Origin of the sequence: Variovorax sp. DAIF25, assembly GCF_050711835.1 — a bacterium.
Taxonomy (GTDB): Bacteria; Pseudomonadota; Gammaproteobacteria; order Burkholderiales; family Burkholderiaceae_C; genus Variovorax.
The window spans coordinates 6,280,348-6,294,336 of record NZ_CP136636.1 but is presented as its reverse complement, the minus strand read 5'-3'; the positions used below and the strand labels follow the sequence as shown (position 1 = coordinate 6,294,336).

11 protein-coding genes are annotated in these 13,989 nt (G+C 70.9%); 4 read left to right on the top strand and 7 right to left on the bottom strand.

Features of this window, described 5'->3' with window-relative positions:
- Window positions 1-279: 279 nt before the first annotated feature.
- From paoA to paoC, 3 genes are read left to right on the top strand one after another with little or no spacing between them, the layout of a single operon-like run.
- Complete coding sequence (gene paoA, locus R0232_RS29130; protein ID WP_296785343.1) at window positions 280-924, top strand: aldehyde dehydrogenase iron-sulfur subunit PaoA; 645 nt, start codon at window positions 280-282, stop codon at window positions 922-924.
- Entirely contained in the window at window positions 921-1,871 is a 951-nt protein-coding gene (locus R0232_RS29125) for an FAD binding domain-containing protein (protein ID WP_431510322.1), read from the top strand. Before paoA ends, R0232_RS29125 begins: the two co-directional genes overlap by 4 nt.
- A 5-nt stretch (window positions 1,872-1,876) precedes the next feature.
- Complete coding sequence (gene paoC / locus R0232_RS29120) at window positions 1,877-4,087, top strand: aldehyde oxidoreductase molybdenum-binding subunit PaoC (RefSeq protein WP_431510321.1); 2,211 nt, start codon at window positions 1,877-1,879, stop codon at window positions 4,085-4,087.
- Window positions 4,088-4,093: 6 nt separating this feature from the next.
- Here paoC and R0232_RS29115 read toward each other — a convergent pair whose 3' ends face one another.
- From R0232_RS29115 to R0232_RS29090, 6 genes are all read right to left on the bottom strand, one after another.
- Window positions 4,094-5,185: an agmatine deiminase family protein gene (locus R0232_RS29115; protein ID WP_431510320.1), complete on the bottom strand. Its 1,092-nt coding sequence runs from the start codon at window positions 5,183-5,185 to the stop codon at window positions 4,094-4,096.
- Between the two features lie 28 nt (window positions 5,186-5,213).
- The gene (locus R0232_RS29110) at window positions 5,214-6,374 is read right to left on the bottom strand and encodes an agmatine deiminase family protein (RefSeq protein ID WP_431510319.1); all 1,161 of its coding nucleotides are present in this window, start codon (window positions 6,372-6,374) and stop codon (window positions 5,214-5,216) included.
- Between the two features lie 76 nt (window positions 6,375-6,450).
- The gene (locus R0232_RS29105; RefSeq protein ID WP_431510318.1) at window positions 6,451-7,335 is read right to left on the bottom strand and encodes a LysR family transcriptional regulator; all 885 of its coding nucleotides are present in this window, start codon (window positions 7,333-7,335) and stop codon (window positions 6,451-6,453) included.
- A gap of 53 nt (window positions 7,336-7,388) precedes the next feature.
- Window positions 7,389-10,457 carry a D-2-hydroxyglutarate dehydrogenase YdiJ gene (gene ydiJ, locus R0232_RS29100; protein WP_431510317.1) on the bottom strand — a complete coding sequence of 1,023 codons (3,069 nt, stop codon included), beginning with the start codon at window positions 10,455-10,457 and terminating at the stop codon, window positions 7,389-7,391.
- A gap of 20 nt (window positions 10,458-10,477) precedes the next feature.
- Window positions 10,478-11,470, bottom strand: a complete 993-nt coding sequence (locus tag R0232_RS29095) for a tripartite tricarboxylate transporter substrate binding protein (RefSeq protein WP_431510316.1) — start codon at window positions 11,468-11,470, stop codon at window positions 10,478-10,480.
- Window positions 11,471-11,492: 22 nt separating this feature from the next.
- Window positions 11,493-12,371 carry an amidohydrolase family protein gene (locus tag R0232_RS29090; RefSeq protein WP_431510315.1) on the bottom strand — a complete coding sequence of 293 codons (879 nt, stop codon included), beginning with the start codon at window positions 12,369-12,371 and terminating at the stop codon, window positions 11,493-11,495.
- Between the two features lie 117 nt (window positions 12,372-12,488).
- Between R0232_RS29090 and R0232_RS29085 the strand changes: the two genes are divergently transcribed.
- Entirely contained in the window at window positions 12,489-13,436 is a 948-nt protein-coding gene (locus R0232_RS29085; RefSeq protein ID WP_256222360.1) for a LysR family transcriptional regulator, read from the top strand.
- 81 nt (window positions 13,437-13,517) lie between these two features.
- On the opposite strand, the gene R0232_RS29080 is transcribed toward R0232_RS29085, so the two are convergent.
- A complete protein-coding gene (locus tag R0232_RS29080; protein ID WP_093341107.1) occupies window positions 13,518-13,919 on the bottom strand; it encodes an HU family DNA-binding protein in 402 nt (133 codons plus the stop codon).
- Between the last annotated feature and the right edge of the window lie 70 nt (window positions 13,920-13,989).

Here is a 13,989-nt window from a genome sequence, read left to right as displayed (position 1 = left end):
GGCGTACTCGCGCCGAAGCTGTAAGGCCGCCTTCTTACACGCGCACCATCGCGCGGCCGCAAAGCGGCGCAAGCTCGTTGGATCAGGCAAGAAAACGCGCGAAACGCGCAATCGATCCCACGGGCCGTTCCCAAGAATGGTGCTTCGCCACGCCGGCGTCCTCGCGCGACGAGCCCACCACGGGACTCAACAACATCCCTTCTCCTACTGCGAAGCCCGGTGGCTCGCGCTATCAGAGTGTTCCCACGCGCACCCGACCCTCGAACAACAGGAGTCCCCATGGAAAGCCCCACGACATCGATCACCCGGCGCGACGCGCTCATCGCGACCGCCGCCACCGCCGCCGCGGTCTCGTCCCACCTGCCCGCCGCGGCCGCGCCGGCCGCGGCATCACCACCGCCCACGAACATGCCTCCCACCAGACTCTCGCTGCAGGTCAACGGCCAGTCGCATGCGCTCGAGCTCGACACGCGCACGACCCTGCTCGACGCACTGCGCGAACACCTGCACCTGACCGGCACCAAGAAGGGCTGCGACCATGGGCAGTGCGGCGCCTGCACCGTGCTGCTCGACGGGCGCCGCATCAATTCCTGCCTCACGCTCGCGGTCATGCACGAGGGCGCGCAGGTCACGACCATCGAAGGGCTCGGCACGCCGCAGGCCATGCATCCGCTGCAGGCCGCCTTCGTCAAGCACGACGGCTACCAGTGCGGCTACTGCACGCCGGGCCAGATCTGTTCGGCGGTCGGCGTCATCGACGAGGTGCGCCGCGGCGTGCCCAGCCACGTGAGCGCCGATCTCACGGCGCGGCCGCTGCTGTCGGCCGACGAACTGCGCGAGCGCATGAGCGGCAACATCTGTCGATGCGGCGCCTACTCGAACATCGTCGATGCCATCACCGAGGTGGCAGGGAGCCGCGCATGAAGCCCTTCACCTACGAACGCGCGCAGACGCCCGCGCAGGCCGCGGCGGCCGTGGCCGGCCATCCCGGCGCCAAGTTCATCGCGGGCGGCACCAACCTGCTCGACCTGATGAAGCTGCAGATCGAGGCGCCGGTGCACCTGGTCGACGTGAACACACTGAAGCTCGACCGCATCGAGGCGACCACCGACGGCGGCCTGCGCATCGGCGCGCTGGTGCGCAACACCGACCTGGCGGCCGACGAGCGCGTGCGCCGCGACTATGGCGTGCTGTCGCGCGCGCTGCTGGCCGGCGCCTCGGGCCAGTTGCGCAACAAGGCGACCACCGCCGGCAACCTGCTGCAGCGCACGCGTTGTCCCTACTTCTACGACACCGACCAGCCCTGCAACAAGCGCCGCCCCGGCAGCGGCTGCAGCGCGATCGGCGGCGTGACGCGGCAACTCGCGGTGATCGGCGCCAGCCAGGCCTGCATCGCGACCCATCCGAGCGACATGGCAGTGGCGATGCGCGTGCTCGACGCGGCCGTCGAGACCGTGAAGCCCGACGGGCGCACGCGCGTGATCCCGATCGCCGACTTCCACCGGCTGCCCGGCGACACGCCGCATATCGAGACCGCGCTCGAGCGCGACGAACTGATCACCGGCGTGACCTTGCCGCGGCCCGTGGGCGGCACGCAGATCTACCGCAAGGTGCGCGACCGCGCTTCCTATGCCTTCGCGCTGGTGTCGGTGGCGGCCATCGTGCAGCGCGACGGCACGGGGCGCGTGGCGCTCGGCGGCGTGGCGCACAAGCCGTGGCGCATCGAGGCCGCCGAGGCCGCGATGCCGCAGGGCGCGCGCGCGGTGAGCGCACGGCTGCTGGCCGATGCGCGGCCGAACCACGAGAACGCATTCAAGTTGCCATTGGCCGAACGCGCGCTCGCGGCGGCCCTGGTGCAGGCGAGGAGCTGAACATCATGAAATTCGACACCCCCGCGACCACCAACGCGATCGACCAGCTCAAGGTCATCGGCCGCCCGACCGACCGCATCGACGGCCCGGTCAAGACCACCGGCAGCGCGCGCTATGCCTACGAACGCCATGCCGAAGTGCCCGGCGCGGCCTACGGCTACGTGATCGGCGCCGGCATCGCCAAGGGCCGCATCGCCTCGATGGACCTGCGCGCCGCGCAGGCCGCGCCGGGCGTGCTGGCGATCGTCACCGCGCGCAATGCCGGCAAGCTCGCCAAGGGCGACTTCAACACGGCCAAGCTGCTGGCCGGGCCCGAGATCGACCACTACCACCAGGCGGTGGCCGTGGTCGTGGCCCAGAGCTTCGAGCAGGCGCGCGCCGCGGCGCAGCTGGTGCGCATCGAGTACACGCGCGCGGCCGGCCGCTTCGACCTCGCGGCCGAGATGGCGTCGGCCAAGCCGCCCAAGGCCAGCCCGATGTCGGGCGAGCCGGAGACCAGGGTCGGCGATTTCGCCGGTGCCTTCGCCGCGGCGCCGGTGCAGCTCGACGCGACCTACAGCACACCCGACGAGTCGCACGCGATGATGGAACCACATGCCTCCATCGCGCAGTGGCAGGGCGACCGGCTGACGATCTGGACCGCCAACCAGATGATCGCCTGGGGCGTCGGCGACGTCGCCAAGACGCTGGGCATCCCGAAGGAGAACGTGCGCCTGGTCTCGCCCTTCATCGGCGGCGGCTTCGGCGGCAAGCTGTTCGTGCGCGCCGATGCGCTGCTCGCCGCGCTGGGCGCGCGCGCCGCGCGCCGGCCCGTGAAGGTGGCGCTGACGCGGCCGCTGATGATCAACAACACCACGCACCGGCCCGCGACCGTGCAGCGCATCCGCATCGGCGCCGGGCGCGACGGCCGCATCACGGCCATCGCGCACGAGGGCTGGTCGGGCGACCTCGAAGGTGGGCAGCCCGAGACGGCGGTCAACCAGACCCGGCTGCTGTATGCCGGCGCGAACCGGCTCACGGCCACGCGGCTCGCGGTGCTCGACCTGCCCGAGGGCAACGCGATGCGCGCGCCCGGCGAGGCGCCGGGCCTGATGGCGCTCGAGGTCGCGATGGACGAGATGGCCGAGAAGCTCGGAATCGATCCGATCGCGTTCCGCGTGCTCAACGACACCCAGGTCGATCCCGAGAAGCCCGAGCGCCCGTACTCGCAGCGCAGCCTGATCGAGTGCCTGCGCACCGGCGCCGAGCGCTTCGGCTGGAACCGGCGCAACGCGTCGCCGGGGCAACAGCGCGACGGCCGCTGGCTCGTGGGCATGGGTGTCGCGGCGGCCTTCCGCAACAACCTGCTCACGAAGTCGGCCGCGCGCGTGCGGCTCGACAACCGCGGCGTGGTCACGGTGGAGACCGACATGACCGACATCGGCACCGGCTCGTACACCATCATTGCGCAGACCGCCGCCGAGACCATGGGGCTGCCGCTCGACAAGGTGCAGGTGCGGCTCGGCGATTCGGCCTACCCGGCCTCGGCCGGCTCGGGCGGGCAGTGGGGCGCGAACAACTCGACCTCGGGCGTGTTCGCGGCCTGCATGAAGCTGCGCGAGGCGGTGGCGGGCAAGCTGGGCTTCGCGGTCGCCGATGCGAGCTTTGCCGACGGCATGGTGCGCGCCGGCGAGCGCACGGTGCCGCTGGCCGAGGCCGCGGGCGCCGAGGGCCTTTCGGCCGAGGACGGCATCGAGTACGGCGACCTCGACAAGAAGTATCAGCAGTCGACCTTCGGCGCGCACTTCGTCGAGGTCGGCGTCGATGCCGTCACCGGCGAGATCCGCGTGCGGCGCATGCTCGCGGTCTGCGCCGCGGGCCGCATCCTCAACCCCAAGGCCGCGCGCAGCCAAGTGATCGGCGCCATGACCATGGGCGTGGGCGGCGCGCTGATGGAGGAACTGGCGGTCGACAAGCGGCACGGCTTCTTCGTCAACCACGACCTCGCGGGCTACGAGGTGCCGGTGCATGCCGACATCCCGCACCAGGACGTGGTCTTCCTCGACGAGACCGATCCGATCTCCTCGCCGATGAAGGCCAAGGGCGTGGGCGAGCTCGGCATGTGCGGCGTCGCGGCCGCGGTCGCCAACGCGGTCTACAACGCGACCGGCATCCGCGTGCGCAGCTATCCGATCACGCTCGACAAGCTGCTCGATCGACTGCCGCCGGTGGCGTGAGCGGCCTCAACGCGGCTGCTGCTGCGTGGTGCAGTGGATGCCGCCGCCGCCCGCGGCGATCGCATCGATGTCGAGCTGCACCACCTCGCGCTTCGGGAACAGCTCGCGCAGCAATGCGCGGGCGTTGCCGTCGGCGCGCGCATCGCCGAACTGCGGCGCGATGACGGCGCCGTTGCAGACGTAGAAGTTGATGTAGCCGGCCGCGAACTCCTCGCCGTCGTAGGCGTCGCGCACCGAGTCCGGTCCCGCGAGCACTTCCACGCGCAGGCGCTGGCCGCGCGCGTCGGTGGCCTGCCGCAGGATCTCGAGGTGGCGCCGCGTCACGGCGTGGTCGTAGGCATCGGGGTCGTTCTCCAGGCCCGCCACCACGATGCCCGGTGCCGCGAAGCGCGCATAGAAGTCGGTGTGGCCGTCGGTGATGTCGCGGCCCGCGATGCCGGGCAGCCAGATGATCTTGCGCAGGCCCAGCAGGCGCCGCAGCTCGGCCTCGCAGTCCTCCTTGCGCCAGCCGGGATTGCGGTTGGCGTTGAGCACGCAGCTCTCGGTGATCAGCGCCGTGCCCGCGCCGTCGACCTCGATGCCGCCGCCCTCGAGCACCAGCTCCGTCGTCAGCGGCCGTGCCTTGGCGGCACCGCTCACGTAGCCGGCCACCTCGGCATCGTCGGCATGGGCCTGCTTGCCACCCCAGCCGTTGAAGTTGAAGTCGACGCCGCCCCATTCGCCCGCGCCATTGCGCACGAACACCGGCCCGGTGTCGCGCATCCAGAGGTCGTCCACCGGCTGCACCTCGAGCTGCACACGGTTGCCGCACAGGCGCGCGGCCAGGTCGTGTTCGCGTTCGCGCACCAGCAGGTGCACGGGTTCGAACTCGGCGATGGTGCGCGCGATGCGGGCCAGATGCTGGCGCACCGGCGTCAGCAGGCGCCGGCCCCAGATCGCTTCGCTCGGGCCGAAGGACATCCAGGTGGCGCGATGCGGCGCGGCTTCGTCGGGCATCTGCCAGCTTTCGGGCGCGGCAGCGGGTGCGATGGCGATGCAGCCCAGCGGCGCGAGGCCGAGGGCGCTGGTCAGGCGGCGGCGGGTCATCGAGAAATGCATGTCGGTCTCCTGGCGAAAGCGTTCGGGGTCACGCCGGCTCCTGCTGCGTGGTGCAGTGGATGCCGCCGCCGCCCGCGGCGATGGCATCGATGTCGAGCTGCACGACCTGGTGGCTCGGCAGCTCCGCGGACAGCGCCGCGCGGGCCGCCGCGTCGGCCACCGCATCGCCGAACTCGGGCAGGAACAGGGCCTTGTCGGTCAGCAGGAAATTCACGTAGCCGGCCGCGAACTCCTTGCGTGCGTAGGTGGGGCGCACCCGGCCCGGCGTGGCCAGCGTGACGATGCGCAGGGCGCGTCCGCGCGCATCGGTCGCCGTGCGCAGCAGTTCCAGGTGGCGCCGGGTCACGGCATGGTCGAAGGACTCGGGGTCGTTGTCCAGTGCCGCCACCACCACGCCCGGCTTGAGGAAGCGTGCATAGAAGTCGGTATGGCCGTCGGTGATGTCGCGGTTGGCGATGCCGGGCAGCCAGATGATCTTCGTGAGTCCCAGCAGGCGCTGGAGCTCTTCCTCGGCCGCGGCCCTGGAGACACCCGGGTTGCGGTTCTCGTTGAGCACGCAGCTCTCGGTGACGATGGCCGTGCCTTCGCCGTCGACCTCGATGCCGCCGCCTTCGAGCACCAGGCGGCTGCGCAGCAGCGGCACGCCCGCGAGCCCGGCCATGCGCGCCGCCACCGTGGCGTCGCGCGCATGCGGCTGCTTGCGGCCCCAGCCGTTGAAGTTGAAGTTCACGGCGGCCCGCTCGCCGCGGGCGTTGCGCACGAACACGCAACCGGTGTCGCGCATCCAGAGGTCATCGATCGGGTGTTCGATCAGCTGCACGTTGGAGCCGCAGAGCTGGCGCGCCGTGGCGGCATCCTCGGCGTTCACGAGCATCTTCACCGGCTCGTAGACGCTGATCGCATTGGCGATGCGCGCCAGCGCGCGCTGTACCGGCTCGCGCAGCTCGGCGCTCCAGATCGATTCGCGCGCGGCGAAAGCCATCCAGACGGCGCGATGGGCACCGCCCTCGTCGGGCATGCGCCAGGTGCTGGCGGGCGCGGGGGAAGGCGCGGGCGCGGGAGCGGGCGCCGGCGGCGGAAAGGGGAGCGCGGGGCCGTCGGCATTGCCGCCGCCACCGCCGCAGGCGCTCAGCAGTCCATGGAAGAGGCCCAGGCCACCGAGGCCCAGGAGCGTTCGTCGAGTCGTCATAAGAATCAGGGTTTCTACGGAGTCCCGGATTCTGTAGACGCTCATTCATCCGCACAATTGATCTTTTCTGGCCGTATCAATCGATCTGGCTCATGAAATAACCGTCCTCGCGCGCAAACGCCCGCAGGCTGTCGAACACCTCGCGCACCAGCGGCAGGCGCGACGGGCCCCGGGTGCGCGAGATCCAGAGGCTGCCGAGCGGCAGGCTCGGCCAGGCCGCCAGGTGGCGCAAGCGGCCGCTGCGCAGCGCATCGTCGGCCGACAGCCGCGACACCAGCGCGAGGCCGCGGCCGCGCAGCGCGGCGTCGAGCAGCAGGCGCGGGTCGTCGTAGATCGCGGCCTTGCGCAGCTCGCCGAAGTGCTCGCGGATGAAGGGGCCGATGCGGTCGCTTGTGAGGTCGGCCTCGAGGCACAGCAGGCCGGGCGTGGCATCCGTATCGGCGTCGGGCAGGCCGACCGCCACCAGTTCGTCGCTCAGCAGCGGCACCTCGAACACGTCCTGCTGCTGCAGCGGCTCGCGCGTGATCGCGATGTCCACGTCGAGCTCGTCGATGAAGCGGGCGCTCTCGTCGACCGAGACGATCGGGCACAGGTCCGGGTGCGCCTGCAGCAGCCGATCGATGCGCGGCTGCAGCCAGCCGTGGGCGACGGGCGCGGGGCAGACCAGCGTGACGAGGCGGTCGTCCATGTAGGTCTCGATGCGGTGCAGGCCGTGGCGGATCTGCTCGAGCGACTTGCCCACGCTGTCGAGCAGCAGGCCGCCGGCCACGGTCAGCTCCACGCCGCGTCCCTTGCGCCGGAACAGCGGCTGGCCGACCTGCTGCTCGAGCTGCGCGATCTGGTGGCTGATGGCCGATTGCGAGACGTGAAGCTCCTCGGCCGCGCGCGAGTAGTTGCCCAGGCGCGCGGCCGCTTCGAAGCCGATCAGGAATTTGAAGGAGGGCAGTCTGGCGTTGGACATGGGAACCCGGTCGATGGATCGGCGCACAAGATAGCGCCTTTCATCGACGGGGTTCAACGCGCGGCGGCGGCGTCCTCTTCGTCACCACCGCCATACAGCTGCGCCAGCACCTCCACCGGATGGCGCAGGCGCCGCGCCTGCAGCCGCTCGACCTGGCTGCGGCACGAATAGCCGGTGGCGAGGAACTCCGCCGGCGCGGGCTCGGCCGCCAGCAGGGGCGCCCACGACTGCGAGAAGATCCGCTGCGAGGTCTGCAGGTTGCGCTGCTCGTGGCCGTAGGTGCCCGACATGCCGCAGCAGCCGCTGGCCTGCGCCTCGAGCCGCAGGCCGGCGCGCGCGAACACCCGGGGCCACAGCGCCGCGGCCGCAGGCGCGTTGGTCTTCTCGGTGCAATGCGCGAGCAGGCGGAAGTCGCCCGGCGCGGCGCGCGGCGGCGCTTCGGCGGGCAGCGCATCGAGCAGCCATTCCTGCGGCAGCAGCACCGCGGGCAGGCGCACCATGCGCGGCAGCTTGGCGTACTCCTGGCGGTAGACCAGCGTCATCGCGGGATCGAGGCCGACCAGCGGCACGCCGCATTGCGCCAGCGCGTCGAGCATGTCGGCGTTGCGGCGCGCCGCGCGGTCGAAGGCGCGCAGGAAGCCCTGCACCTGCAGCGGCTTGCCGTTGGGCCGGAAGGGCGCGAGCCACACCGTGCAGCCCAGCCGCGCGGCCAGCGCGATGAAGGCCGCGAGCACCGGCGTCTCGAAGTAGCGCGTGAAGGCGTCCTGCACCAGCACCACCGAGCGCGCGCGCTCGTCGGCATTCAGCCGCGCCAGCGCCGAGGGCGTGGCGTGGCGCACGTTCCAGCGTCGCAGGGTGGCGCCGAAGTCGAAGCGGCTCAGCAGTGGCGCGTCGACCATGCCGGCATGCCGCGCGAGCAGGCCGCGCACCGCAGGCAGCGCCATCAGGCCGTTGTAGAGCGCGGGCATGCGCGCGAGGCCGGGCATGCTGTATTCGAGCGAGCCGATGAAGTAGTCCTTGAGCGGGCGCAGGTAGCGCGCGTGGTAGAGCTCGAGAAAGCGCGCACGGAACTCCGGCACGTTGACCTTCACCGGGCATTGCCCCGCGCAGGACTTGCAGGCCAGGCAGCCGGCCATCGCCTCGTAGACCTCGTGCGAGAAGTCGTCGGCGTTCGAACGCCGCCGGCCGTTGCGCCAGCGCGCGGGCAGCCCGGCCAGGAACGAGGGCTGCCGCGCCGCGGCCTGCAGCACGTCGACGCCGGCCTCGCCCTGCAGCCGCAGCCATTCGCGCAGCAGCGAGGCGCGCCCCTTGGGCGAATGGCGGCGCTCGCGCGTGGCCTTCCACGAGGGGCACATGGCGTCGTCGGGGTCGAAGTCGTAGCAGGCGCCGTTGCCGTTGCAATGCAGGCCGCCGGCGTAGCTCTGCCACACGCGCTCGTCGATGCGGCGGTCGGCGTCGGCGCGCATCGGCACCTCGTCGATGCGCAGCAGCGCCGCATCGACGCCCGCGGGCGTCGCGATCTTGCCGGGGTTGAGCTGGTTGTGCGGATCGAAGGCGGCCTTGAGTTCCTGCAGCGACGCATACAGCGGGCCGAAGAAGGCCGGTGCGTATTCGGAGCGCACGCCCTTGCCATGCTCGCCCCAGAGCAGGCCGCCGTACTTCCGCGTGAGCCGCGCCACCGCGTCGGAGAGCGGGCGGATCAGCGCGGCCTGAGCCGGGTCCTTGAGGTCCAGCGCGGGCCGCACGTGCAGCACGCCGGCGTCCACGTGGCCGAACATGCCGTACGAGAGGCCATGGCCGTCGAGCAGCGCGCGGAACTCGGCGATGTAGTCGGCGAGCCGCTCGGGCGGCACGGCGGTGTCTTCCACGAAGGGCTGCGGCCGCGCCTCGCCCTGCACATTGCCCAGCAGGCCCACCGCGCGCTTGCGCATCGCATAGACCCGGGTCACGGCGGCATGGCCGGCCGCGATGGTGTGGCCCAGGCGCGCGGCGCCGGCATCGCGCGCGAGGTGCGCGACGAAGGCCGCGACGCGGGTCTCGAGTGCCTCCGGCGAATCGCCGCTGAACTCGACCATGTTGATGCCGCGCGTGGGCGCACTGTCTCCGCTCGAGGGAAAGTACTCGGCCACGTCCTGCCACACGATGTCCTCCATCGCGAGCATCAGCACGCGCGAGTCCACGGTCTCGATCGACAGCGGCGCATGCGCCATCAGCGCCTGGGCGTCGCGCAGCGCATCCATGAAGCTCGCATAGCGCACGTTGACCAGCATCGTGTGGCGCGGAATCGGCAGCAGGTTGAGCTCGGCCTCGACGATGAAGCCCAGCGAGCCTTCGGCGCCGCAGAGCACGCTGTTGAGGTTGAAGCGGCCGTCGCGCTCGCGCAGGTGCGCGAGGTCGTAGCCGGTGAGGCAGCGGTTGAGCCTGGGAAAGCGTTGCTCGATCAGCGCGGCATCGCGCTCGGCGATCCGGTGCGCGCAGCGCCAGGCATCGCCCACGCGGCCCGGGCGCGCCAGCTGGGCCCGGAGTTCGTCGGGCCCGGCAGGACGGCTTTCGAAGCGTTCGCCGCCCGGCAGCACGACCTCGAGCGCGAGCACGTGGTCACGCGTCTTGCCGTAGCTGCAGCTGCCCTGGCCGCTCGCATCGGTGCTGACCATGCCGCCGATGGTGGCGCGGTTCGAGGTCGACAGCTCGGGCGCGAAGAACAGGCCGTGTGGCGCGAGCGCCGCGTTGAGCTGGTCCTTGACCACCCCGGCCTGCACGCGCGCCACGCGCCGCACCGGATCGATCCAGACGATGCCGTTCAGGTGCCGCGACAGGTCGACCGCGATGCCGTCGGTCAGCGACTGCCCGTTGGTGCCGGTGCCGCCGCCGCGCGGCGCGAGCACCACGCGCCGGTGCTCGTCGCGGTCCATCAGCGTCGCGAGCCGCACCACGTCGTCGGCATGCTTCGGAAACACCACGGCCTGCGGCAGCCGCTGGTAGATCGAGTTGTCGGTCGCGAGGACCGTGCGGTCGGCATGGCGCTGGCTGATCTCGCCCTCGAAGCCTGCGGCGGCCAGCGCCGCGAGAAACTGCCGGTAGTGCTGCGCCAGCGTGACCGGGGGTGGAACGTGGGCGATCATGGCAGGCCGTGCGGTGCCGCTCAATCCGCCTTGAGGCGGCCTTGCTTGACCAGCCGCATCGCCAGCATCGCGTCTTCCTGCACCAGCCGCTGCAGGTAGGCTGCGCTCTCGGCGAAGGGCTCGCTGCCCAGTTCGCGGATCGGCTTCGAGAACCCGGGCTCGGCCACCGACTTCGAGATCCAGCCCTGCAGGCTCGCGACGGTCTGCGGCGCGATGCCCCTGGGCGCGAACACGCCGACGAAGGTGGTGGCGTCGAAGTTCGCAATGCCCTGCTGCGCCAGGTTCGGCACGCTGGCCAGCATGCCGCCGACCTGCGGGCCGAGCACCAGCAGCGCGCGCAGGCCGCCGCTCTTGATGTGCGGCGCCGAGCTCGTGACTTGGTCGATCACGGCGTCGATCTGGCCGCCGAGCAGGTCGACCACCGCCGGCCCCGAACCCTTGTAGGGCACGGCATTGACACGTGCCTTCGCGGCATCCTCGAGCTGCAGCAGCGCCAGGTGGTTCGGCGAGCCCGGGCCCGCATGGCCGATGGTCACGTTCTCGCTCCTTGCCTGCATCGCCTGCAGGAAGTCGCCGGCGGTCTTGAAGCGCGCATCGTTGGCGCGCACCACCACCACCACGGGCGTGCGGCTCAGCACGGCCACGGGCACGAAGTTGTCGGCGCGGTAGGGCACCTTGATCATCTCGGGCAGGGTGCCGAGCTGGCCCGGCGTGGCCACCAGCAGCGAATGGCCGTCGTTCTCGGCGCGCGCGGCCCAGCCGGTGCCCACGGCACCGCCGCCACCGGCGCGGTTGTCGACGATCACCGACTGCCCCGCATGCCGCGTCAGCGGCACGCCCAGGGTGCGGGCCGTGATGTCCACGTTGCCGCCCGGTGCGAAAGGCACGATCAGCGTGAGGGGCTTGGTCGGAAAGGCGCGGCCCTGCGCCCTGCCGGGCCAGGTCGCCGCCGCTGCGGCGAGCGCGACGCCGCCCTGGATGAAGGCCCTGCGGTTGAACTTGTTGTCGGTCATTCGAATGTCTCCCTGTGATGAATCAATGGTTCCAGTAAAGCTGCGTGGGGTTGCGTACCAGCACCTGTTCCAGGTCGCCGTCGGGCAACCAGGCGCGCAGCGCCCCGGCCAGTTCGCTACTGGCGGTAGCGCGCGCGTCGATGCCGGGATGCGGCCAGTCCGATCCCCACAAGATGCGTTCGGGGTTGGCGCGCGCCAGCGCATGGGCCAGCGGGATGACCGCAGGGTCGGTGGCGCAGGCCGATGCACTGAGCCGGTAGGCGCCCGAGAATTTGACCCAGGCGCGCCCTTCCGCGAGCAGCGCGCGCAGGTTCGCGAGCCCGCGGCCCTGCGGCGTCCAGCCCGGGGACGGATGGCCGAAATGGTCGACCACCACCTGCAACCCGGTGGCGGCCACGCGCGGCACCAGGTCGGGATCGCGTTCCACGTCGACCAGCAGCTGCAGGTGCCAGCCGAAGGCCGCGATGCGGTCGGCAATGGCGCGCAGGCTGGCCGCCGACACGCCGCCCGAGAACAGCGCGTTGCAGCGCGCGCCGCGCACGCCCAGCGCATGCAGCTCCTCGATCTCGCGCTCGCTCGTGTCCTCGAAGATCACGGCCACGCCGCGAATGCGGCCGGGTGCCGCCTCGCGCAGCGTGCGCTTGAGCAGCGAATGGTCGCGGCCGTAGACGCTGGGCTGCACCAGCACGCAGCGCTCGACGCCCACGGGTCCGAAGGCGGCCCGGTAGTCGGCCATCGAGGCCGGGGCCGGCGTGTACGAGCGCTCGTCGATCAGCGGGAATTCGCGCGCGTCGCCGAAGACGTGGAAATGGGTGTCGCAGGAACCTTCGGGGAATGGTCGAGGGCTGCCGGGAGTGGCGGAGGTCGGGGGAAGCCGGTCGTGCATGGAAAGCGATGCCATGGAGAAGAAGATCGATGCCATGGAGAGGAGGCTGGGGGATGCGGGCTATTGTTCTGAGAGGCCCCCGCGTGAGGCAAGATCATCTTTGTCATCTTCATCGTGAACCGGATTCATCCCATGAACGCCGCCGGCGGCCCGCCCCTGAACCTGCGCAGCATCGACCTCAACCTGCTGGTCATCTTCGAAGCCCTGTTCGAGGAGCGCAGCGTGGTCAAGGCCGCCACCCGGCTGGGCCTGACCGCCTCGGCCGTGAGCCATGCGCTGCGCCGCCTGCGCACGCAGTTCAAGGACCCGCTCTTGACGCGCACGCCGCAAGGCATGGCGCCCACGCCCGAGGCCGTGCGGCTGGCCACGAGCTTCCGCAAGGCCTTCAGCGAGATCGAGAGCGCGATCGAGGTGCGCGGCGGCTTCGATCCCGCGACCGCGCGCCGCACCTTCCACCTGCGGCTGTCGGACTACGTCGGCGTGCTGCTGCTGCCGCGGCTGTGCATCCACCTGAGCTCGGTGGCGCCCGGCGTCAGCCTGTCGGTGCAGTCCTTCGACATGTACCAGCCCTCGGACCGCGTGGAGTACGAGGGCGTGGAGATCCGGCTCTCGGTGTCGCGCGGCCGTTCGGTGCTGTCGGCCTCGCGGCGCATCCTCGACGACCAGTGGATGGTGCTGATGCGCAAGGGCCATCCCGCGGCCTCGGAGCCGATGACACTCGACAGGTACCTCTCGCTGGGCCACCTCAAGGTCTCGGGCGTGGGCAGCAGCATCCTCGACGAGATCCTGGCCGAGCGCGGGCTCGCGCGCCGCGTGATGATCCAGGTGCCGACCTGGCTCGGCATGGTGCCCGTGATCGAATCCACCGACCTGATCGCGGCCATGCCCGCGCACTGGATGGACAGCGTGCTCTCGGGCTCGGACTGCGTGGCGATGCCGATGCCGCTGCCCGAGCTGGGCCTGTCGATCGACGCGGTCTGGCATCCGCGCAACGAGCACGACGCGGGCCACCGCTGGTTCCGCGAACTGATCCACCAGATCTTCGAGGAGGCCTACGACAAGTCGCGCGTGCTGCGCTGAGACGGTCGCGGCCCCAAAAGAAAACGGCCCCGCGGGGCCGTCTTCATCGCGTGCATGCGGCCTGCGAGAGGCCGCGGTGCATCACTTCTTCTTCGCGGCCACGGCCTTCTTGGCGGGGGCGGCAGCAGCCTTCTTCGCGACCGGCTTGGCAGCGGGCTTCGCAGCCGACTTGGCGGCGGGCTTGGCATCGGCCTTGCGCTTGGCGGCCTTCGGGTCCACGGCGGCCTTGAAGGCGGCGCCCGGCACGAACTTCGGCACCTTCTGGGCGGCGATCTTGATCTTGGTGCCGACGCTCGGGTTGAAACCGGTGCGGGCTGCGCGAGCAACTTGCTTGAAGGTGCCGAAGCCGACGATCTGGACGGGGTCGCCCTTCTTCACTGCGGCGACGATGGAGCTGGTGACCGTTTCCACGATGCGCGCGGCTTCTGCCTTGCTGACGTTGTGGGTGGTGGCGATTTTCTCAACGAGTTCGATGCGGTTCAACTGAGTTCCTGATAGGTTTGATTCGTCATGTTGCCTATGACGGCGCAGCCTCGGATGCAGGCTGCAAGCG